The organism is Mycolicibacterium celeriflavum, from assembly GCF_010731795.1.
In the GTDB taxonomy this organism is placed as follows: Bacteria; Actinomycetota; Actinomycetes; order Mycobacteriales; family Mycobacteriaceae; genus Mycobacterium; species Mycobacterium celeriflavum.
The window spans coordinates 4,701,954-4,724,564 of sequence record NZ_AP022591.1 but is presented as its reverse complement, the minus strand read 5'-3'; the positions used below and the strand labels follow the sequence as shown (position 1 = coordinate 4,724,564).

Below are 22,611 nucleotides of genomic sequence, written 5' to 3'. Positions count from 1 at the left end.
AATGCCCGCGACACGCCCGACTTGCCAAGCGGTGTGTCGGCGCGACGTGCTCGACACGATTTGCAATGGTGGCTCAGGTGACTCGCTCGGTTCGGCTCAGCAGCCTCGTCGGTTTGGTGGCGGCGCTCTCGGTGGCGTGCGGGGCAGGCGACTCCACCGTCTCCAAGACCCCGTCGGCCGCACCCGCCGCTCCCCCGGCAACGACGGCGACGCCGGCGCCTGCTCCGACGATCGCGCCACCCAGCGCCGCGGCGGCCGCCGATCCGTGTGCGGTCAATCTCGCCGCGCCGGAGATCGCCGAAGCAGTCAAGGAGTTGCCCCGCGACCCGCGCAGCAACCAGGGCTGGAACCCCGAGCCGCTGGCGGGCAACTACAACGAGTGCGCGCAGCTTTCGGTCGTCATCGTCAAGGCCAACACCAACGCCGAGAACCCCAACACCCGCGCGGTGATGTTCCACCTGGGCAAGTTCATTCCGACCGGGGTGCCGGACACCTACGGGTTCAACGGCGTCGACAAGTCTGAGACCACCGGCGACACCATCGCACTGCGCTACTCCAACGGTGTGCCGGGCCTCGACAGTGTCGTGCGGTTCCGGTGGAACGGCAACGGTGTCGAGCTGATCGGTAACACCGCCGGCTGACGCGGTACCTGTTGCGTCGAACGCGGGTGGCAACTCGAGTCGCGGGGCCATCGAGATGTCGCCCGGGTCACATACAGTGGCACCGTGTTCGTGGCCTCTCAAGGCGCCGAAATCCGCGTCATTTACAGCGCATCCGACCTCGCTGCGGCGGCCCGCTGCGAGTACGCGCTGCTGCGTGCATTCGACGCGAAGCTCGGTCGGGGTCCCGACGTCGCGGTCGCGGACGAGCTGCTGGCCAGGACGGCCCAACTCGGCGATGAGCACGAACAGCGGCATCTCGATCAGCTGCGCGACCGGGCCGACGTCGCGATCATCGGCAGGCCCCCGTACACGGTCGAGGGTCTGACCGCCGCCGCCGAGCAGACGAGGCGCGCGGTCGAGCGTCGCGCGCAGGTGATCTACCAGGCCGCGATGTTCGACGGCCGGTTCGTCGGTTTCGCCGACTTCCTGATCTTCGACGGTGAACGGTACCGACTGCGTGACACCAAGCTCGCGCGCTCGGTGAAGGTGGAGGCGCTGCTGCAGTTGGCGGCGTATGCGGAGACGCTTGCCGCCGCGGGAGTTCCGGTGGCCGAGGAGGTCGAGCTGGTGCTCGGCGACGGCGCCACCGCGACTTACCGCGTCGACGAACTTCTTCCGGTGTATCGGCCCAGACGCGACGCCCTGCAGCGGCTGCTCGACGACCACTTCGCGTCCGGCGCGCCGGTCGACTGGGCGGACGAGACGGTGCGCGCCTGTTTCCGCTGCCCTGAATGCGAAGTCCAGGTTCGCGCCAACGACGATCTGCTGCTGGTTGCGAACATGCGGGTGAGCCAGCGGGCACGCCTGCTCGACGCGGGCATCACCACGGTCGCCGAGCTGGCGCAGCATGAGGGCCCGGTGGCCGAGCTTCCGGCTCGGACCGTCGCCTCCCTGTCGGCGCAGGCCCGGCTGCAGCTGGCCCCGCGGGTCGACGGCAAGCCGCCGTATGAGGTCGCCGACGCGCAGCCGCTGAAGCTACTGCCGGATCCCGATCGGGGTGACCTGTTCTTCGACTTCGAGGGTGACCCGCTGTGGACCGCCGACGGTCACGAGTGGGGCCTGGAGTACATGTGGGGTGTGCTCGAGGCGGGCGGTGCATTCCGGCCGCTGTGGGCCCACGACCGCGCGAGCGAGCGCAAGGCTCTGCTCGACTTCCTCAAGCTGGTCCGCCAACGCCGCAAGCGGTTCCCGAAGATGCACATCTACCACTACGCGGCGTACGAGAAGACCGCGCTGCTGCGGCTCGCCGGACGCTACGGCGTCGGCGAGGACGAGGTGGACGACCTGCTGCGCAGCGGTGTCCTTGTCGACCTCTATCCGTTGGTACGCAAGAGCATTCGCGTCGGCACCGAGAACTACAGCCTGAAATCGCTGGAGCCGCTCTACATGGGCGCCGAACTGCGCAGCGGCGACGTCACCACCGCAACGGAGTCGATCACCATGTACGCGCGGTTCTGCGAACTGCGTGCCGAGGGCCGCCACGACGAGGCCGCCAACATGCTCAAGCAGATCGAGGACTACAACCGCTACGACTGCCGCTCGACGCATCGCCTGCGCGACTGGTTGATCAAGATCGCCATCGAGTCGAGCGTCCCACCGCTGGGGCCCCAGCCCGTCGCAGACGGCGTCGCCGTCGAAGACACCGATCAACTCGCACGCACGCTGACCGAATTCGCCGGCGACGGTGTGACGCAGCGGAGTCCGGAACAGACCGCCGTGGCGTTGATGGCCGCCGCCCGCGGTTATCACCGCCGCGAAGACAAACCGTTCTGGTGGGCGCATTTCGACCGGTTGAACAACCCGGTCGACGAATGGGGCGACACCAGCGACGTGTTCCTGGTCGATACCGATGGCGCGACGCTGGTCAAGGACTGGCACCTGCCGTCGACCCGCGCACGCAAGCAGCAGCGCTGGGTGACGCTCACCGGCGCGCTCGAAAGCGGCGGCCTGAACAAAGAGGTGTTCGCACTCTACGAACCACCCTCACCGGCGGGCATGGCCGACAACACGGACAGGCGCGCCGCAGGCAACGCCGATGTCATCGACGTCGACGACGGCAATGTCCCCACCCGTGTGGTGATCTGCGAACGCGAAACCCAGGCCGGGACGTTCACACAGATGCCGTTCGCCCTCACACCCCGCAACGTCGTGGGAACGAAGAAGCAGCGGGAGGCCATCGACGCCGCGGCCGCCGAAATGGCCGCCGCGCTGCCCGACCTGCCACGCACCGCCGTCGTCGACATATTGCTGCGCCGACCACCGCGCACCCGCAGCGGGGCGCCAGTGCCCCACACCGGTGACGTGACCGACGACATCACCGCCGCACTGCTCGACCTGGACTCGTCCTACCTGGCGGTGCACGGCCCGCCCGGTACCGGTAAGACATACACGGCCGCACGGATCATCGCCCGTCTCGTCAACGAACACCAGTGGCGCGTCGGCGTCGTTGCCCAGTCACATGCGGTGGTGGAGAACCTTTTTCGTGACCTGGTCCAGGCCGACGTGGATCCGGCGCGCATCGCGAAGAAGGATTGCCCCGCCGACGTCGGCTGCCAGGCGATCGACAAGGACGAGTACGCGGCATTCATCGCGGCGCACGCCGGCTGCGTGATCGGCGGAACCGCATGGGATTTCGCGAACGACACTCGCGTCGACGCCCACAGCCTCGACCTGCTGGTGATCGAGGAGGCGGGCCAGTTCTGCCTGGCGAACACCATCGCCGTGGCGCGGGCGGCCGACAACCTGATGCTGCTCGGCGACCCGCAGCAGCTGCCTCAGGTCAGTCAGGGGCATCATCCCGAACCCGTCGACGCGTCGGCGCTGGGCTGGCTGGTGCAGGAAAACCGCACGCTGTCCGAGGAACTCGGCTACTTTCTCGACCGCTCCTACCGGATGCATCCCGCGGTGTGCGCGGCGGTGTCCCGGCTGGCTTACGAAGGCAGGCTGCTGCCTGCTGAGAGCGGCCCGGCCGAGCGGCGCCTCGAGGGTCAACACCCCGGTGTGCGCGTGGTGTCGATCGCCCACGACGGCAACTCCACCAGCAGCCCCGAGGAGGCGGACGCGATCGTCGCGGCAATCCAGGCGCTTCTCGGCGGCGATTGGACCGACGAGGACGGCACCCGCCCACTGACGCAAGCCGATGTCCTCGTCGTCGCACCCTACAACGCGCAAGTGATGCTGCTGCGCGAGCGATTCGACGCCGTCGGGCTGCCCGACGTCTCGGTCGGCACCGTCGACAAGTTCCAAGGCAGACAGGCGCCGGTGGTGTTCGTATCGATGACGGCGTCGTCCATCGATGACGTGCCGCGCGGGATATCGTTCCTGCTCAACAGGAATCGACTCAACGTTGCGATCAGCCGCGCGAAATACCTCAGCGTGATCGTTCGGTCCGAGACGCTCACCGAATATCTGCCGAGCACACCGGACCGGCTGATCGAGTTGGGGGCGTTCCTGTCGCTGTCGCCGTGTGATACACCGACGGCATGAGCCTGACCGCCCAGCTGGCCGGCATCGTGGGAAACACCTACGTCAGCACCGATCCCGACGTGGTGGCCGGGCGCAGCGTCGACCACACGGGCCGCTACCGCGGCAAGGCCGGCGCGCTGGTGCGGCCCGGGTCGGTCGACGAGGTCGCCGCCGTGCTGCTGGTCTGTCGCGATGCGGGGGTTTGCGTCACCGTGCAGGGCGGCCGCACCTCGCTGGTGGCCGGGACCGTGCCCGAACACGACGACGTGCTGCTGTCCACCGAACGGCTGCGCGACCTCGGCGAGGTCGACACCGCCGAGCGCCGTATCTCGGTGGGCGCGGGCGTGACTCTGGCCGAGGTGCAGCGCGCGGCCGCGGCCGCCGGCCTGGTGTTCGGTGTCGACCTGGCGGCGCGCGACACCGCAACGGTCGGCGGCATGGCATCGACGAACGCGGGCGGTCTGCGCACCGTGCGCTACGGCAACATGGGCGAGCAGGTCATCGGTATGGACGTCGCGCTGCCCGACGGCACGGTGCTGCACCGGCACAGCCTGGTGCGGATGGACAACACCGGCTATGACCTGGCGTCGCTGTTCGTCGGCGCCGAGGGCACGCTGGGCGTGATCACCGGGCTCGACCTCAGGCTGCACCCCACGCCGCGACACCGGGTGACCGCGATCTGCGGATTCGCCGACCTCGACTCGCTCGTCGCCGCCGGCCGAACCTTCCGGGACCTGGACGGCATCGCCGCGCTGGAGCTGATCGACGCCCGCGCCAGCGCGCTGACCGCCGAACACGCAGGCGTGCCCGCGGCCGTCGACGGCGCCTGGCAGCTGCTGGTCGAGCTGGCCGGCGACAGCGACCAGGCCGAGCGGCTTGCCGAGGCGATCTCCGACGCGGAGCTGACCGGCGAACCCGCCGTCGGTGTGGACGTGGCCGCACAGCAGCGGCTGTGGCAGGTACGCGAGGCCGTCGCCGAGGTGCTCGGCGTGTACGGGCCGCCGCTGAAATTCGATGTGTCGCTGCCGCTTTCGGCTATCGCATCGTTTGCGGCCGAGGCCGCCGACGTCGCCGCCACCCACGCCCCGGCGGCGATTCCGGTGCTGTTCGGGCACATCGGCGAGGGCAACCTGCATCTGAACCTGGTGCGATGCACGATCGACGGCGAGTCGGAGCATGCGCTGTACTCGGCGATGATGGACCTCATCGCCCGCCTCGGCGGCAATGTCAGCTCCGAGCACGGTGTCGGCACCCGCAAGCGGCACTACGTCGGAATGTCGCGCACCGACGCCGATATCGCGGCGATGCGGACGGTGAAGGCGGCGTTCGACCCGTCGGGTTACCTCAACCCCCCGTGCTCTTCGGCTAGCGTTCGTCGGGGTCGTAACGAGAATGCCTGCCGTTGGACTCGAACCAGGACTGCCGCTCGTCGGACCTCCGATGAGACCCGGAACGCTGCAGCCGATTGAGTCGCGGCTCATCGTCGACGTGCAAACCGTTGTGCGCCAACCCGATCGGCTCGACCGTGGGTTCGGTCGGTGGCGCCGGAGGAATGTCGGCGAGCAGTTGGTCGAGGATCGCGCGCCACGAGTCACCGGCCCTCTCTGGCTCGGGTTCGGGCCGGACGCCCAACGGGTCGGTCGGCGGGTCCCGCTCGGCCGACCGCGACGGCGAGGGATCGGCATCACCCCAGTCGACGGTGTATTCGAGGTAGTCGTCATCGTCGTCGACGAACGCTTCGTCACCGCCGTACTCGACTGCGAGGGTCGCGGCGGCGTCGTCGTCGAGGGGCCGACGGGCGTAACCGAGCAGGAACAGCGCAGCGCCCACGCCGAACAACGCGACGAAGGCGGGCAGTAGCAGCGTTTGCGACATGGCCGCGGCGAACGGTGCGTGCAGAACCGACGGCAGTTGCGTCGCACCGGCTTCGCCCTGCGTCGAATCGGCTGCCCACGGCGGCATCTCGGAGTCGACCTGCCACGTCATGAACGCCGCCATGCCGGCGCTGCCCAGCACGGCCCCGACCTGGCGGGTGGTGTTGTAGACCCCCGAACCCGCACCGGCCAACTGCGGTGGCAGGTTGCGGGTGGCGGTGGCCGCCAGCGGCGACCAGATGAACGCCATGCCGATACCCGTCGCGGTCAGCGGCAGCACCAGTCGCCAGATCGGGGTGACGGGCGTCATCTCGATCGACAGCCAGGTCATCGCGATCGCGAGCAACGAGAAACCGAAGCCGACCACCGGGCGCGGATGCCACCGGTCGACGACCCGGCCGACGTACGGCGCGAGCACCCCGGTCGCGATCGCCATCGGCGCCGTCAGCAGCGCCGACCGGGTCGGCGACAGTCCGCACACCGTCTGGGCGTAGAACATGACCGGCACCATCATCCCGGTCGCCACGAACCCGATGGTCGCCACGCCGAAGTTCGACAGCGAGAAATCACGGTCCCGGAAGACCACCAGTGGCAGGAGCGGGTCCCTGGGGTTGACCGACTGCCAGTACAGGAACGCGGCCATCACTCCGATGCCGAGCGCCATCAGTCCCCACACCCAGTGCGTCCACTGGTGCGCCTGACCCTCCTGCAGCGCGAACACGATCAAGAACATCGCGACCGCCGACAACGCCACCCCGGGCAGGTCGAACCGCTGCTTCTGCCGGGGTAGCTCGGGCACCAACCGGATCGCCACCGCGACGCCGAGCACGCCGACGGGCACATTGACGAAGAAGATCCACTGCCAGCCCAGCGCGTCGACCAGGATTCCGCCGGCCAGCGGGCCGACCAGCGTCGCGACGCCGGCCGTCGCACCCCACACGCTCATCGCCATGCCGCGCCGCTCGGCCGGGAAGATGCGGGTCACCGTCGACAGCGTCTGCGGCGTCAGCAGCGCTGCGCCCACCCCCTGGACGACGCGCGCCGCGATCAGCATCCCGATCGTGTCGGACAGCCCGCACCACAGGGAGGCGACGGTGAACACCGTCAAGCCGAGGAGGTAGAGGTTCTTCGGCCCGAAGCGGTCACCCAGGCGGCCCGCCACCAGCAACGGCACCGCGTAGGCGAGCAGGTAGGCGCTGGTGACCCAGAGGACGGCGTCGTAACTCGCATCGAACCGGGCCATGATCGCCGGATTGGCGACCGAGACGATCGTCGCGTCGACCAGGATCATGAAAAAGCCGACCATCATCGCCCAGAGCGCATGCCACGGGTTCGGGGAGGCGTCCTGCCGGGGAATGAGGGTTGAGAACATCTGGGCTCGACTAGTACTCGGCGATCCCGCCGACGCTACGGAGCCTGGCAGGCCCCCGACAAGTCGGGACCCGCATTCAACGAAGCATCAGGCCGGTTCGGGCACGGCGTCATCGATGACGTCGTGTTCGGAGTCGTCCGCGCGTTCGGTCGTCGACACACCGACGGCCATGAGCGCGAGCAACGCGATCACCATACCCACCGTCATCACCGACGCCAGCGCGAACTCGTCGTTGCCGAGCGCGCCGACCAGCGGAGCGATGGCCGCGCCCAGGCCGAACTGCGCCGCGCCCAGCAGGGCCGCCGCGGTGCCCGCGGCATCGGGGTGCCGGGTCAACGCCACGGCGGGCGCGTTCGGTATGACCAGTCCCATCGCCGCCAGGACCACCCAAACGGGGACGACGAAACCCGCCAACCCGCCGAGATGGGCAAGCGACAAGCCGACGAAGACGGCGCCGGCAACCGCGGCGACCACCAGCGCCCAGAGCACGATGGTCTGCGGTGAGAACCGGCGCAGCAGCGCGACGTTGCACTGCGTCGCCGCGATCAACGCGATCGCGCCGGCACCGAAAACGAGGGCGAATGCCTGCTGATCCAGGCCGTAGCGGCCCTGCAGCACGAACGGCGCGGCGGCGATGTAGGCGAACAACCCGGACATGCCCAGCGCGGCCACCAGGACCAGCACCACGAACCGGACGTCACGCAGCAGCTCCAGATACGTCGCGGCGATGCCACGCACCTTCAACGGACGGCGATGCGAGGTGGGCAGCGTCTCGGGCAGGGTGAGCGCGGCCACCAGCAGCAGCAAGCCCGCGATCACCACCAGCGCGGCGAACACCCAGTGCCAGGAGGCCTTCAGCAACACCGCGGCGCCCAGCGACGGCGCCACCACCGGTGCGACGCCGAGCACCAGCATCAGCCGGGACATCACCGTCGCCGCGGCCGAGTCGGTGAACAGGTCCCCGACGACCGCGATCGCCACCACCATCGCTGCGGCGGCGCCCATCCCCTGCAGTCCGCGAGCGATCCCGAGCAGTTCGATGTTCGGCGCGAAGAGGCACAGCAGCGACGCGACCATGTGCAGCACGATCCCGGCCATCAGCGGCCGGCGTCGGCCCAGCGAGTCCGACAGCGGGCCGACAACCAGCTGGCCCAGCGCCAGCCCGGCGAGCGTCCCGGTGAGCGTCAACTGCGCCACCGACGAGGACACCCCGAGCTCGTCGGCGATCTTCGGCAGCGCGGGCAGGTACATGTCGATGGTCAGTGGACCGAGCGCGACCATGACCCCGAGCACGATGATCATCCGGATGCGGCTCGGCGTCCTTTCCTCCTGTGTCGAGGTCGGGGCGGTTGTCACGTCCACAGCCGGTGATGTTGCCATGAGAATGGTTAGCGTCGCTTCTCAATATTTTCTTCCCGATTCAGTACACAGTGAGCGCGATCACGGCCGGGCACCGACGGCCGTCGTCGTTCGTTGGCGAGGCGTTAGCCTGGAGGCCAATCGCTCGGACAGGAGGCCCACATGAGTGCCCGGTCGAAGGCCAAGAGCCAGTTGCCGGCGGTCAACGATGGCGCCGCCGAAGATCCGGGCGTCGCCGCCAAGGTGCTCTCCCAGATCATCGAGCGCGGCGCGCGCGTGCAGGGTCCCGCGGTCAAGGCCTACGTGGATCGCCTTCGCAAGCAGAGTCCCGACGCGTCGCCGGCCGACATCGTCGGCAAGCTCGAGAAGCACTACCTCGCCGCGGTGATGGCCAGCGGCGCGGCCGTCGGGTCGGCCGCGGCGTTCCCCGGCATCGGGACGCTGGCTGCGATGTCGGCCGTTGCGGGCGAGACGGTGGTGTTCCTCGAAGCGACGGCGGTCTACGTGCTGGCCGTCGCGGAGGTGCACGGAATTCCCGCCGAGCATCGGGAACGTCGCCGCGCCCTGGTGTTGGCGGTACTGGTCGGCGAGGACAGCAAGCGTGCGATCGCGGACCTGGTCGGCCCGGGCCGCACCAGTGGCGCATGGCTGGCCGACGGCGCTGCGACGCTGCCGTTGCCCGCGGTGTCGCAACTGAATTCGCGCCTGCTGAAGTACTTCGTCAAGCGCTACACCCTCAAGCGCGGGGCGATCGCGTTCGGCAAGATGCTGCCCGTCGGCATCGGGGCCGTCGTCGGCGGCGTGGGGAACCGCCTGATGGGCAAACGCATCGTGACGAACGCGCGCAAGGCGTTCGGCAATCCGCCACCGCGGTGGCCGGCGGCACTGCACGTGCTGCCCGCACCCCGGGGCTAGTGGCGTGGCGACGACCATAAGCCCGTTGTCATGGCTTGGCCGTTGCTTCAGCGCTAGCCTTTAGGCGGCGGAATGCGGGGTAACCGTAGAGAACCTGGCGAGCGTGTGAGACGCGCTCGCGCGAAGCGAAGGAATCGAGGCGAGTAGCTACCGTGAGCTCACCTTCACCATTCGGACAGAACGAGTGGTTGGTCGAGGAGATGTACCGCAAGTTCCGCGAGGATCCCTCGTCGGTGGATCCCAGTTGGCATGAATTTCTGGTCGACTACTCTCCCGAGCCGTCGTCCGAGAGCCAGACCGGTGGCCCCAACGGTCAGGCCGCGGCCACGCCGGTGAGCCCGCCAGAGCCGGCGCCCCCTCCGGCGCCCAAGCAGACCGACAACGACAGCGCACCGGCCAAGGAATCCGCCAAGGAATCCAAGGCTTCCGAGGCGAAGGCACCGGCAAAGGATACGAAGGCCTCCGAGTCCAAAGCGCCGGCGAAGGAAGACACGGCGCCGAAGAGCGCAACCAAGGCCAAGGCCAAGGAACCAGCGACCAAGGAACCCGCGACCAAGCAGTCCACCGACGGCCAGGAGACACAGGTGCTGCGGGGTGCCGCCGCGGCGGTCGTGAAGAACATGGCGGCCTCGTTGGAGGTGCCGACGGCGACCAGTGTCCGCGCGATACCCGCCAAGCTGATGATCGACAACCGGATCGTCATCAACAACCACCTGAAACGGACTCGCGGCGGGAAGATCTCGTTCACGCACCTGATCGGCTACGCGGTCGTGCAGGCGGTCAAGAAGTTCCCGAACATGAACCGCCACTTCGCCGAGACCGACGGCAAGCCGACCGCGGTCACCCCCGAGCACGTGAACCTCGGGCTCGCGATCGACCTGCAGGGCAAGGACGGTAACCGCCAGCTGGTGGTGGCCGGCATCAAGGGCGCCGAGGCCATGTCGTTCGGCCAGTTCATCGCGGCCTACGAGGACATCGTGCGCCGCGCTCGCGACGGCAAGCTCACCGCCCAAGACTTTGGCGGCGTGACGATTTCGCTGACCAACCCCGGCACCATCGGCACCGTGCATTCGGTGCCGCGGCTGATGCGCGGCCAGGGCGCGATCATCGGCGTGGGCGCAATGGAGTATCCGGCCGAGTTCCAGGGCGCGAGCGCGGAACGCATCGCCGATCTCGGTGTCGGCAAGCTGGTCACGTTGACGTCGACCTACGACCACCGGATCATCCAGGGCGCCGAGTCCGGCGACTTCCTGCGCACCGTGCACCAGCTGTTGCTCGACGACGAGTTCTTCGACGAGACCTTCCGTGAGCTCGGCATCCCGTACGAGCCGGTGCGGTGGCGGACCGACAACCCGGACTCGATCGAGGACAAGAACGCCCGCGTCATCGAGTTGATCGCCGCGTACCGCAACCGCGGTCACCTGATGGCCGACATCGACCCGCTGCGTTTGGACAAGAACCGGTTCCGCAGCCACCCCGACCTCGACGTGCAGACCCACGGCCTGACGCTGTGGGACCTGGATCGCGAGTTCAAGGTCGGCGGCTTCGCCGGCGCCGAGCAGAAGAAGCTGCGCGACGTGCTCGGCCTGCTGCGCGACTCCTACTGTCGCCATGTCGGCGTCGAGTACACCCACATCCTCGAACCCGAACAGCAGCAGTGGCTGCAGGACCGCATCGAGAAGAAGCACGAGAAGCCGACGGTCGCCGAGCAGAAGTACATCCTGAGCAAGCTCAACGCGGCCGAGGCATTCGAGACGTTCCTGCAAACAAAGTACGTCGGCCAGAAACGCTTCTCGCTGGAAGGCGCCGAGACCGTCATCCCGACCATGGATGCGGTGATCGACCAGTGCGCCGAGCACGCACTCGACGAGGTCGTGATCGGCATGCCGCACCGCGGCCGGCTCAACGTGCTGGCCAACATCGTCGGCAAGCCGTACTCGCAGATCTTCAGCGAGTTCGAGGGCAATCTGAACCCGTCGCAGGCGCACGGCTCCGGCGACGTGAAGTACCACCTCGGCGCTACCGGCAAGTTCATCCAGATGTTCGGCGACAACGACATCGACGTGTCGCTGGTGGCCAATCCGTCGCACCTCGAGGCCGTCGACCCCGTCCTGGAGGGTCTGGTGCGCGCCAAGCAGGACTTGATCGCCAAGGACGACGACGACATCGAGACCTCCGAGGCCTTCAGCGTCGTGCCGCTGATGCTGCACGGCGACGCGGCGTTCGCCGGGCAGGGCGTCGTCGCCGAGACGCTGAACCTGGCGCTGCTGCGGGGCTACCGCACCGGCGGAACGATCCACATCATCGTCAACAACCAGATCGGTTTCACCACATCGCCTTTCGATGCCAAGTCGTCGGAGTACTGCACCGACGTAGCCAAGATGATCGGCGCGCCGATCTTCCACGTCAACGGCGACGATCCCGAAGCTGCGGACTGGGTAGGCCGGCTCGCGGTCGACTTCCGGCAGAAGTTCAAGAAGGATGTCGTCATCGACCTGCTGTGCTACCGCCGCCGCGGGCACAACGAAGGTGACGACCCGTCGATGACACAGCCGGCCATGTACGACGCGATCGACGTCAAACGCGGTGTGCGCAAGAGCTACACCGAAGCGCTGATCGGTCGCGGCGACATCTCGATGAAAGAGGCCGAGGACGCGCTTCGCGACTATCAGGGCCAGTTGGAACGGGTCTTCAACGAGGTCCGCGAACTCGAGAAGCACGAGATCGCGCCGAGCGCCTCGGTCGAGGCCGACCAGATGGTGCCGGCCGGCACGAACACCGCGGTGGACAAGTCGTTGCTGGCCCGCATCGGAGATGCGCATCTGGCATTCCCGGAAGGCTTCGACGTGCATCCGCGCGTCAAGCCGGGGCTGGAGAAGCGCCGCGAGATGGCCTACGAGGGCAAGGTCGACTGGGCCTTCGCCGAGCTGCTTGCGCTCGGCTCGCTGGTCGCCGAAGGCAAGACCGTGCGGCTGTCCGGACAGGACACCCGTCGCGGCACGTTCAGCCAGCGCCACTCGGTGATCATCGATCGCAAGACGGGCCAGGAGTTCACCCCGCTGCAGCTGCTGACCGTCGACAAGGACGGCGCCCCGACGGGCGGCCGGTTCATGGTGTACGACTCGCCGCTGTCGGAGTTCGCCGCCGTCGGCTTCGAGTACGGCTACTCGGTGGGTAACCCCGACGCGCTGGTGCTGTGGGAAGCGCAGTTCGGCGACTTCATCAACGGCGCACAGTCGATCATCGACGAGTTCATCAGCTCCGGCGAGGCCAAGTGGGGCCAACTGTCCGACGTCGTGCTGCTGCTGCCGCACGGGCACGAGGGCCAGGGTCCGGACCACACGTCGGGCCGCATCGAGCGGTTCCTGCTGCTGTGGGCCGAGGGTTCGATGACCATCGCGGTGCCGTCCACCCCGGCCAACTACTTCCACCTGCTGCGGCGACACGCCCTGGACGGCATCCACCGGCCGCTCATCGTGTTCACACCGAAGTCGATGCTGCGAAACAAGGCCGCTGTCAGCGACATTCGCGACTTCACCGAGCAGAAGTTCCGCTCGGTGCTCGAGGAGCCGACCTACACCGACGGCGACGGCGATCGCAGCAAGGTCAAGCGCATGCTGTTGACCAGCGGCAAGATCTACTACGAGCTGGCCGCCCGCAAGAACAAGGAGAAGCGCGACGACGTGGCGATCGTGCGGATCGAGCAACTTGCTCCGCTGCCGCGGCGCCGACTGGCCGAGACGCTGGACCGCTATCCCAACATCGAGCAGTACTTCTGGGTGCAGGAGGAACCGGCGAACCAGGGCGCATGGCCGACGTTCGGGCTGACCCTGCCGGAGGTGCTGCCGGAGAAGCTGTCCGGTATCACGCGCATCTCGCGGCGGGCGATGTCGGCGCCGTCCTCGGGCTCGTCGAAGGTGCACGCCGTCGAGCAGCAGGAGATCCTCGACGAGGCCTTCGGCTAGCTCCCTTTCCGGGCGGGTGCTTGACGGGTGGATCACCCGCATGTGGTGCATGCGATCAACCCGTTAGAGGGCGGACCAGCGGTACCGGCTAACCTCAACCGCGAGCAACTGACACGAGGAGTGGATATGCAGGGCTTCGCCGGAAAGGTCGCCGTCGTGACCGGCGCCGGATCAGGCATCGGACAGGCGCTGGCGCTCGAACTGGCGCGCTCTGGCGCGAAGGTGGCGATCAGCGACGTCAACACCGAAGGCCTGGCAGAGACGGAGGCGCGCATCAAAGCCATCGGCGCGCCGGTGAAGGCGGACCGGCTCGATGTCACCGAGCGTGAGGCCTTCGAGCTGTACGCCGACTCGGTGGTCGAGCACTTCGGGACGGTCAACCAGATCTACAACAACGCGGGCATCGCCTACGTCGGCGACGTCGAGGTGACACCGTACAAGGACTTCGAACGGGTGATGGACGTCGACTTCTGGGGCGTGGTCAACGGCACCAAGGCCTTCCTGCCACACCTGATCGCGTCGGGCGACGGGCACATCGTCAACGTGTCGAGCCTGTTCGGTATTTTCTCCGTTCCCGGCCAGGCGGCGTACAACTCGGCGAAGTTCGCGGTTCGCGGCTTCACGGAGGCGCTTCGTCAGGAGATGGCCGCGGCGCGCCATCCGGTGAAGGTGACGACGGTGCATCCCGGCGGCATCAAGACTGCGATCATGCGAAACGCCACGGCCGTCGAGGGTTTCGACAAGGAGAGTCTGACCCGGACCTTCGACAAGTGGCTCACCATCACCACACCCGAGCGGGCGGCGCACATCATCCTCGAGGCGGTGCGCAAGGACAAGGCGCGCGTGCTGGTCGGTCCGGACGCCAAGGTGCTCGACTTCATCGTGCGCATGAGCGGATCGGGATACCAGCGGTTGTTCTCGACGGTGATGCCACGGTTGGTGCCGAACGCGCACTGACCGGGCGCGCGCTCACGAAATTGCTAGCTGTCGCCTAACGGGTGTTCGGCGAGGAACGCGTCGGCCACCTGACCCGGCTCGGCTCCGTCGGCCACCTCTGCGCGCATGTCGGCCAGCGCCGCGGTGTCCAGCACGCCGGCCACCTCGTTGAGCGCCAGCACCTGCGACTCGTTGAGCTCGTTGCGGCGGTAAAGCGGCACCAGGTTCTCGGCGCGGATCAGCGAGGTCTTGTCGGAGAGCGTCAGCAGTTCGGGCGGAATGCCGGGCGCCGCGGTCGTCGTCCACGCCGCGCGGAATCGGCCGGCGAGCACAGCCGCGAACACCTTTGCGCTGTCCGGATATTCGGTCACCTTCGGCTTACACGTTCCGATCTCTGCCGGCCGCGGCGCATCGGCGACCGCGACGACGGTCAGCTCGTCGCAATGGCGTAGAGCCGCGGTGACGTCGCGTCCACCCCACGCCTCGGCCGTCGCCTCGGTGACCGCGAGCGCGGGTTTGTCCTCCGCCGACGTGGTGTAATCACCCGCTGCGATGCCTTCGGGCAACGCCGACACCATCTCGCGGTAAACCTGCACCGCCGCCCGTGCCGTCGACTCGGGATTGAACCTGTCCAGCAACCGCCCGGTGAGGCCGGGAACGACGCGCACATCGCCGGAGTCCAGTTCGATCAGTGGGTGTTCCCCGGTCTCGACGTGGGCCGGATGGCCGTAGGAGCGCAACGCCGCGGCATACAGATGCGCGATCAGCGTCGACTCCGAATCCGGTGTGGTACCGACCGCGATCGACGGCGGCGCGTCGGGCCGGCCGCATGCGGCGGTGCCCGCCACGATCAGCGCGACGAGCGCCAGCGCCACTCGCCGGCCCACGTGCGACCTAGCCGCCGGACGCGTTGTCGGACGCACTGGCGACCGCCCGCGCCACTGCGGGCGCGACCCGGGGGTCCAACACGCTGGGCACAATTCGGTCGGCCGCCACGTCGTCGCCGACCACGGAGAAGATCGCTTGGGCGGCAGCCACTTTCATCTGCTCGGTGATGCGGCGCGCCCCGGCGTCCAGGGCGCCGCGGAACACCCCGGGGAAGGCGAGAACGTTGTTGATCTGGTTCGGGAAGTCGCTGCGACCGGTCGCGACGACGGCCGCGTACCTGCTCGCCTCGTCAGGGTGAATCTCCGGATCCGGGTTCGACAGTGCGAACACGATCGAGTCCGGCGCCATCGACGCGATCAGATCGGCGGGCACGACGCCGGCGGACAGCCCGAGGAACACGTCGGCACCCGCGAGCGCCTCGGCGATGCCGCCGGTCAACCCCCTCGGGTTGGTCCGCTCGGCCATCTCGGTCTTGTAGGAGTTGAGGTTCTCGCGGCCCTTGTGCACGATGCCCTGCGAATCCAGCAGCGTGATGTCGCCGACCCCGGCGGCCATCAGGATGTTCGCGCACGCGACGCCGGCCGCACCTGCGCCGGAGACCACCACCCGAAGCGAGGCCATGTCACGGTCGACGACCCTGGCCGCACCCAGCAGCGCGGCCAGCACGACGATCGCGGTGCCGTGCTGGTCGTCGTGCATGACCGGGCAGTCCAGCGCCTCGACCAGGCGCCGCTCGATCTCGAAGCACCGCGGCGCCGAGATGTCCTCGAGGTTGACCGCCCCGAACGTCGGGCGCAGCCGCACCAGGGTCTCGACGATCTCGTCGGGATCCTTGGTGTCGAGCACGATGGGGATCGAGTCGAGGTCGGCGAACGCCTTGAACAGCGCGCTCTTGCCCTCCATCACCGGCAGCGCCGCCGCGGGGCCGATGTCGCCGAGGCCCAGGACCGCGCTGCCGTCGCTGACGACGGCCACCATCCGGTTGGCCCAGGTATAGCGGGCGGCCAGGGTGTGATCGGCGGCGATGGCCCGGCTTACCTGAGCCACCCCCGGCGTGTAAGCGAGGGACAGCGCCCGCTCGGTGTCGAGGGGCGCGTTGAGCGCCACCGAGAGCTTGCCGCCGACGTGGGCCGCGAAGATCTCCTCGTCACTGACGACGATGTGGGATCCGGTCACTGGTAGGTCTCTCACCGCTTGCGACACGGCGCTCAGGGTAACGACGAACTGGTAGGTAACCTAATCGCTCCCCGAGCCTCGTGGTCGCCTCAGATGAGGCCCAGATCGGTGACCGCCTTGCGTTCATCGGCGAGTTCGCCCGTCGTCTTGTCGATGCGGCCGCGGGAGAAGTCGTCGATCTCCAGGCCACCCACGATCGTCCAGTTGCCGTCCTTCGTCGTCACCGGGAACGACGAGATCAGGCCCTCCGGCACGCCGTAGGACCCGTCGGAGACGACCGCCATCGACACCCAGTCATCGGCCGGGGTGCCCAGCAGCCAGTCGCGGGCGGCATCGACGGTCGCCGACGCGGCCGAGGCTGCAGACGAGGCACCGCGCGCATCGATGATCGCCGCACCGCGCTTGGCCACGGTCGGGATGAAGTCGTTCTCGATCCAGTTCTGGTCGTTGACGGCCTCGGCGGCGTTCTTCCCGCCGACCTCGGCGTGGAAGATGTCGGGGTACTGCGTGGCCGAGTGGTTGCCCCAGATCGTCATCTTCTTGATGTCGGTGACCTTGGCACCGGTCTTGCGGGCCAGTTGGCTGATCGCCCGGTTGTGGTCGAGGCGGGTCAGCGCCGAGAACCGCTCGCGCGGAATGTCGGGGGCGTTGGTCATCGCGATCAGAGCGTTGGTGTTGGCCGGGTTGCCGGTGACGCCGATGCGCACATCCTCGGCGGCGACCTCGTTGAGCGCCTTGCCCTGGGCGGTGAAGATCGCACCGTTGGCCTCGAGCAGGTCACTGCGCTCCATGCCAGGGCCCCGCGGGCGGGCGCCGACGAGCAGCGCCAGGTTCGCGCCGTCGAAGATCTTGTTCGCATCCGCGCCGATCTCCACGCCGGCGAGCAGCGGGAACGCGCAGTCGTCGAGCTCCATCACGACACCCTCGAGCGCCTTGAGCGCCGGCTCGATCTCGAGCAACCGCAGCTCGACAGGCCGGTCCGGACCGAGCAGTGAACCGCTCGCGATGCGGAACAGCAGGCTGTAGCCGATCTGGCCGGCGGCACCGGTGACGGCGACCTTGAGGGGAGTTGTGCTCACGTCAGATGCTCCTTGGACAGTCCTACGTTGCCCGCACCGCGGGCGAAATCGGGTCGGGACTGAAACTAGCAGGACGCCGATGTCACCGGCCGCGTAGCATCGGCGACGGCCCGGATACGGGTCCCGCGCTGTCCCGGGAGGCTGATGCGATGCCGTCGTTTCGCTCACTGCCTCCATCACTGCGGCCCACCGTGAAAGCCAACTCCGGCAGCGTGGACGCCGGCTCGATCCCCGTGCCGGTGGCGCAGGCGACGGTCGACTGTGGCATCTACTGCGAGGGCACGCGGCTCGCCGGCAAGTACACCCACGCCGCCGCCAAGGGCAAGGTGCAAGAGTTGCGCGCCGACGGCAGGGACGCGTTCGTCTGGATCGGCCTGCACGAACCCGACGACCGCCAGATGCAGGTCATCGCCGACAAGTTCGACCTGCACGAGCTGGCCGTCGAGGACGCGGTCCACGCACACCAACGACCGAAATTGGAGCGCTACGACAACACCCTGTTCCTCGTCCTCAAGACGGTCACCTACGTCGAGCACGAATCCGTCGCGTACGCGCGCGAGATCGTCGAAACCGGCGAGATCATGATCTTCGTCGGACCCGATTTCGTGGTGACGGTCCGGCACGGCGAACACGGCGGGCTTGCCGGGGTGCGGAAACGGCTCGACGCCTCCCCCGGGCTTCTCAAGCTGGGGCCGTACGCGGTGATGCATGCGATCGCCGACCATGTCGTCGACGATTACCTCGACGTCACCGACTCGATCGAGACCGACATCGACACGATGGAGGAGAACGTCTTCTCGCCGGCCACCCAGACCAACATCGAGAGCATCTACCTGCTCAAGAGGGAGATTGTCGAGCTGCGCCGGGCGGTCAGCCCGCTGACGCTGGCGCTGCAGCGGATCATGAGCGATCACGACGATCTGATCTCGATCGAGGTGCGGCGCTACATGCGTGACGTGCTGGACCACAACACGCAGGCCGCCGACCGGATCGCCACCTACGACGAGGTGCTCAGCTCGCTGGTGCAGGCCGCGGTCGGCAAGGTCGCCATGCAGCAGAACGTCGACATGCGCAAGATCTCGGCCTACGTCGCGATCGCCGCGGTGCCGACGGCCATCGCCGGCATCTACGGGATGAACTTCGACTACATGCCCGAACTCAAACAGCCGTGGGGCTATCCGGCGGTACTGGCCGTGATGTTGATCGTGTGCACGCTGTTGTTCCGCGCGTTCCGGCGCAACCGCTGGCTCTAGTTTCCGCTCAGCTGGGTTTGGCGGCCCGCCGCTCAGCTGGGTTTGGCGGCCCGCCGCTCAGGTGGGTTTGGCGGCCCGCCGCTCAGCTGGGTTTGGCGGCCCGCCGCCGTGGGTCGAGGACGTCGACGCCGTCCTGCACCCACGCCTCGCGCATCGCGTCGGCACCCTTGAGCCGCACCCATGCCGCTTCGGTGGCGGTGATCGGCGTCGCCGAGAGGATCGCCACCGGCTGCAGCGGCCCGGTGAGCGAGACGTCGTCAATGTCGCTGCGGCTCAGCACAAATGCGGTAAACGGCGCGCCTTCCCACAGCGGCGTTTCCAGATCGATCAGCGCGTCGGGTTCGAGCATCAGCCCTTCGACTGCAGGCGCGGCGGCGACGATCGCGATCGATCGGGACAGCCCGCGCGGTGCCGGGCCGCGCAGCGCGACCGTCACCTCCGCACGCGGGCCGTGCAGCACGTCGGTCACCATCTCGGATGGGTCGAGCATGGGATGGCGCGAACAGCCCAGCGAGACATAGTGGTACACGTGGCGGTTGACGTCCGGGCCGCCTCGGACGTCGGGGCCGAATCGCAGCACGTCGATCTTCTCGGTGCCGAGGAACGTGACGCTGGCCGTGGCGGGTTCAGCGGTGATACCGGCCCGGGCGAAATGTTCGCGCAGGTGAACCCGAACCTCGGCCAGGACGTCGATCACTCGGCCGGGGCTGCCGGTGCTGCGGACGTGTCGTCGGGCAGCGTGAGGTTGCGCCCGGAGTCGGGATCGAAAACCACCAGCTTCGACGTGTCGAACCCCAATTGGATCGTCTCGCCCTGCCGGGCCGTCGACTCGACCGAAACCCTTGCCACGAACTCGTTTTCGCCGACACCCGACTCCGCGGCCAGCTCGGCGAGTTGCGCCGACCTGGCCCCGGCGCCTTCGGTCTTGAAGTGGACGTACTTGTCGGCGCCCAACGACTCCACCCTGTCAACCTGCACCTCGAAGGTCAGGGCGCGAATCCTCGCATACCCGTCGAGCACCGCCGCGTCCTCGAAATGCTCGGGCCGGATACCGACGATCACATTCGCCGGCGGGTTGTGCCGGGTGAGCCGATCGTAGTTCTCCTGGGTGAAGGTGACCTCGCCGAACGGCAGCCGCACCCCGATGTCGGTGATCGTTGCGGGGAAGAAATTCATGGCGGGCGAACCGATGAAGCCGGCGACGAACAGGTTCGCCGGGCGGTTGTAGAGTTCGTCGGGCGTGCCGATCTGCTGAGCCACCCCGGCGAGCAGCACCACAACGCGGTCCCCCAGCGTCATCGCCTCGGTCTGGTCGTGGGTGACGTAGACGGTCGTCGTGCCCAACCGGTCCTGCAGGCGCGCGATCTCCGAGCGCATCTGCACGCGCAGCTTGGCGTCGAGGTTCGACAGCGGTTCGTCCATCAGGAATGCCTTGGGATCGCGCACGATGGCGCGGCCCATCGCGACACGCTGGCGCTGGCCGCCCGAGAGCTGGCCCGGTTTGCGATCCAGAAGTTCGCTCAGGTCAAGGATTTTCGCGGCTTCGGTGACCTTGCGGGCGATTTCGTCCTTCTTCAACTTGGCCAGGGTGAGCGGGAACGCGATGTTCTGCCGGACGCTCATATGCGGATAGAGCGCGTAAGACTGGAACACCATCGCGATGTCGCGGTCCTTGGGCGCCTTCTCGTTGACCCGCTCGCCCGCGATGCGCAGTTCGCCCGACGTGATGTCCTCCAGGCCCGCGATCATGTTGAGCGTGGTCGACTTTCCGCAACCCGACGGGCCGACGAGGATGATGAACTCGCCGTCGGCGATGGTCATCGACAACTCGTGCACGGCCGTCGCGCCGTTGGGATAACTCTTCGTCACCCGGTCCAACACAATTTCGGCCATGGGACTACCCCTTCACCGCGCCGGATGTCAGTCCGGCGACGATCCGTCGTTGGAAGATGAGGACAAAGACGATGATCGGAATCGTGATGACCATCGCGCCCGCCGCGATCGATCCGGTCGGCTCCTCGAATTGCGAACTGCCGGTGAAGTTCGCGATTGCCACGGGCGCGGTGATCGCCCGCTGCGTCGCGGTCAGCGACAGCGCCAGCAGCAGGTCGTTCCACGCGAAGATGAACACCAGGATCGCCGCGGTGACGATGCCGGGCGCGGCCAGCGGCGCGATGACTTTGCGGAAAGCCTGCGAGGGTGTGGCGCCGTCCATCTTGGCGGCCTTTTCCAAGTCCCAGGGGATCTCGCGAAAAAACGCCGACAGCGTGTAGATCGCCAGCGGCAGCGCGAACGTGATGTACGGGATGATCAAGCCGGGCCAGGTGTCGAACAGCCCGACGGCGCGTTCGATGTTGAAAAGCGGTGTGACGAGCGAGATGTGGGGAAACATCGCGATCAGTAGCGCGACGCCGATCAGCAGCTGCTTGCCGCGGAAATCGAGCCGCGCGACCGCGTATGCGGCCATGCCGCCGATCACCACCGCGATGGCGGTGGTGATCAGGCCGATGCCGATCGAGTTGATCAACGCCGAGGTGAAGGCCCCGTTGTTGCCGCCCGCGAAGATCGCCTTGTAGTTGTCGAACGTGATCTCGGCCGGAATCAGCTTGCCGTCCTTGACACTCGACGTCGGTTTCAGCGACAGCGAAAGGATCCACAGCACCGGAAGCAGGGCATAGACGATCACCAGGATGTTGACGACGGTCCAACCGGTCGCACGCGTCGCACCGACCCGCTGCGCCATCAGCGACGCTCCTCCGTCGCCCCGGGCGCCGCTGCGCCGAAGATCTGGATGTAGATGAACGCGATGAGCGCCACGCACAGGAAGATCAGCACGCTGATCGCCGATCCCAGGCCGACGTTGAACGCCTTGAACAAGTTGTCGTATCCGAGGATCGACACCGAACCGGTGTTGTTTGCGCCGCCGGTGAGGATGTAGATGTTGTCGAAGATTCGGAACGCATCGAGCGTGCGGAACAGCAGCGCCACCAGGATCGCCGGCTTGATCAGCGGCAGGATGACCTTGATGAGCCGCTTCCACGCACCCGCGCCGTCGACCTGGGCGGCGTTGAGCAGATCCTGTGGCACCAGCGCCAATCCGGCCAGCAGCAGCAGCGCCATGAACGGCGTCGTCTTCCACACCTCGGCGAGCACCACGATCGCCAGCGACGGGATCTGTTCGGTCAGCGGGGCGCTTCCCTCCGGCAGCAGGTTCGCCAGATAGCCGGTGCCCGGTGTCCACGCGTAATACCAGCTGTACGACGCGGCGACCGTGACGATTCCGTACGGGATGAGGATCGCGGTGCGCACGACGCCCTTGCCGAAGATGGTGCGGTGCATCACCAGTGCCAGCGCCATGCCGAGCACGAACTCGATGGCGACCGAGACGACGGTGATGGCAAGGGTGACGGAAAGCGCGGTCCACCAATACTGGTCGCTGAGGATGGTGACGTAGTTGGTCAGGCCGATGAACTCGGTGTCCTGCGGCGCCGCCATGTTGTTGCGCTGCAAGCTCAGCCAGACCGCGTAGCCGATCGGATAGGCGGTGACCGCGAGCATCAGCAGCACCGCGGGAGCGACCAGAAGGAACGCCAGCCTGCGCTCCGAGCGGGTGTTCTGGCTGCCGGTCGTGGTCGGAGCCGGGGTGGTCTGCGCTGTCGCGGCCATC

The 22,611-nt window shown here is 67.6% G+C and carries 16 protein-coding genes; 7 read left to right on the top strand and 9 right to left on the bottom strand.

Annotation, left to right across the window (positions count from 1 at the left end; translation table 11 throughout):
• The first annotated feature begins 65 nt into the window (after nucleotides 1-65).
• The 3 genes from G6N18_RS22710 (at nucleotide 66) to G6N18_RS22700 (ending at nucleotide 5,596) form a co-directional block, all read left to right on the top strand.
• Nucleotides 66-641, top strand: coding sequence for an LppP/LprE family lipoprotein (locus tag G6N18_RS22710; protein ID WP_083001869.1), 576 nt, complete (start codon nucleotides 66-68; stop codon nucleotides 639-641).
• Nucleotides 642-725: 84 nt separating this feature from the next.
• Complete coding sequence (locus G6N18_RS22705; protein WP_083001866.1) at nucleotides 726-4,148, top strand: TM0106 family RecB-like putative nuclease; 3,423 nt, start codon at nucleotides 726-728, stop codon at nucleotides 4,146-4,148.
• A complete protein-coding gene (locus tag G6N18_RS22700; protein ID WP_083001865.1) occupies nucleotides 4,145-5,596 on the top strand; it encodes an FAD-binding oxidoreductase in 1,452 nt (483 codons plus the stop codon). Before G6N18_RS22705 ends, G6N18_RS22700 begins: the two co-directional genes overlap by 4 nt.
• Here G6N18_RS22700 and G6N18_RS22695 read toward each other — a convergent pair.
• Nucleotides 5,493-7,373, bottom strand: coding sequence for an MFS transporter (locus G6N18_RS22695; RefSeq protein WP_083001863.1), 1,881 nt, complete (start codon nucleotides 7,371-7,373; stop codon nucleotides 5,493-5,495). The two genes, G6N18_RS22700 and G6N18_RS22695, sit on opposite strands and share 104 nt — an antisense overlap.
• 87 nt (nucleotides 7,374-7,460) lie before the next feature.
• Nucleotides 7,461-8,753 carry a multidrug effflux MFS transporter gene (locus tag G6N18_RS22690; protein ID WP_083001861.1) on the bottom strand — a complete coding sequence of 431 codons (1,293 nt, stop codon included), beginning with the start codon at nucleotides 8,751-8,753 and terminating at the stop codon, nucleotides 7,461-7,463.
• A gap of 141 nt (nucleotides 8,754-8,894) precedes the next feature.
• Between G6N18_RS22690 and G6N18_RS22685 the strand changes: the two genes are divergently transcribed.
• From G6N18_RS22685 to G6N18_RS22675, 3 genes are all read left to right on the top strand, one after another.
• On the top strand, nucleotides 8,895-9,647 hold the full coding sequence (locus tag G6N18_RS22685) for a hypothetical protein (RefSeq protein ID WP_067221827.1): 753 nt from the start codon (nucleotides 8,895-8,897) through the stop codon (nucleotides 9,645-9,647).
• A 200-nt stretch (nucleotides 9,648-9,847) separates the two neighbouring features.
• Nucleotides 9,848-13,612, top strand: coding sequence for a multifunctional oxoglutarate decarboxylase/oxoglutarate dehydrogenase thiamine pyrophosphate-binding subunit/dihydrolipoyllysine-residue succinyltransferase subunit (locus G6N18_RS22680; RefSeq protein WP_234806155.1), 3,765 nt, complete (start codon nucleotides 9,848-9,850; stop codon nucleotides 13,610-13,612).
• Between the two features lie 126 nt (nucleotides 13,613-13,738).
• Complete coding sequence (locus tag G6N18_RS22675) at nucleotides 13,739-14,569, top strand: SDR family NAD(P)-dependent oxidoreductase (protein WP_083001858.1); 831 nt, start codon at nucleotides 13,739-13,741, stop codon at nucleotides 14,567-14,569.
• A gap of 23 nt (nucleotides 14,570-14,592) precedes the next feature.
• Here G6N18_RS22675 and G6N18_RS22670 read toward each other — a convergent pair whose 3' ends face one another.
• The 3 genes from G6N18_RS22670 to G6N18_RS22660 all read right to left on the bottom strand — a co-directional run bounded on the left by G6N18_RS22670 (nucleotide 14,593) and on the right by G6N18_RS22660 (nucleotide 17,691).
• Nucleotides 14,593-15,435 carry a glycine betaine ABC transporter substrate-binding protein gene (locus G6N18_RS22670; RefSeq protein ID WP_109749444.1) on the bottom strand — a complete coding sequence of 281 codons (843 nt, stop codon included), beginning with the start codon at nucleotides 15,433-15,435 and terminating at the stop codon, nucleotides 14,593-14,595.
• A gap of 7 nt (nucleotides 15,436-15,442) precedes the next feature.
• Nucleotides 15,443-16,639: an NAD(P)-dependent malic enzyme gene (locus G6N18_RS22665; RefSeq protein WP_179962337.1), complete on the bottom strand. Its 1,197-nt coding sequence runs from the start codon at nucleotides 16,637-16,639 to the stop codon at nucleotides 15,443-15,445.
• A 62-nt stretch (nucleotides 16,640-16,701) separates the two neighbouring features.
• Nucleotides 16,702-17,691 (bottom strand): malate dehydrogenase, encoded by a 990-nt coding sequence (locus tag G6N18_RS22660; RefSeq protein WP_083001856.1) that lies wholly within the window; start codon nucleotides 17,689-17,691, stop codon nucleotides 16,702-16,704.
• Between the two features lie 149 nt (nucleotides 17,692-17,840).
• Here G6N18_RS22660 and corA point away from each other — a divergent pair, with 149 nt between their 5' ends.
• Complete coding sequence (gene corA / locus G6N18_RS22655) at nucleotides 17,841-18,944, top strand: magnesium/cobalt transporter CorA (protein ID WP_067221815.1); 1,104 nt, start codon at nucleotides 17,841-17,843, stop codon at nucleotides 18,942-18,944.
• Between the two features lie 82 nt (nucleotides 18,945-19,026).
• Here the strand turns inward: corA and G6N18_RS22650 are convergent, their stop codons facing one another.
• From G6N18_RS22650 to G6N18_RS22635, 4 genes are read right to left on the bottom strand one after another with little or no spacing between them, the layout of a single operon-like run.
• Nucleotides 19,027-19,641: a suppressor of fused domain protein gene (locus tag G6N18_RS22650; protein ID WP_083001854.1), complete on the bottom strand. Its 615-nt coding sequence runs from the start codon at nucleotides 19,639-19,641 to the stop codon at nucleotides 19,027-19,029.
• Entirely contained in the window at nucleotides 19,638-20,837 is a 1,200-nt protein-coding gene (locus tag G6N18_RS22645; protein WP_083001852.1) for an ABC transporter ATP-binding protein, read from the bottom strand. The genes G6N18_RS22650 and G6N18_RS22645 overlap by 4 nt, the downstream gene beginning before the upstream one ends.
• Before the next feature lie 4 nt (nucleotides 20,838-20,841).
• Nucleotides 20,842-21,687 carry a carbohydrate ABC transporter permease gene (locus G6N18_RS22640; RefSeq protein ID WP_083001851.1) on the bottom strand — a complete coding sequence of 282 codons (846 nt, stop codon included), beginning with the start codon at nucleotides 21,685-21,687 and terminating at the stop codon, nucleotides 20,842-20,844.
• Nucleotides 21,687-22,610: a carbohydrate ABC transporter permease gene (locus G6N18_RS22635; RefSeq protein ID WP_083001909.1), complete on the bottom strand. Its 924-nt coding sequence runs from the start codon at nucleotides 22,608-22,610 to the stop codon at nucleotides 21,687-21,689. The genes G6N18_RS22640 and G6N18_RS22635 overlap by 1 nt, the downstream gene beginning before the upstream one ends.
• Between the last annotated feature and the right edge of the window lies 1 nt (nucleotide 22,611).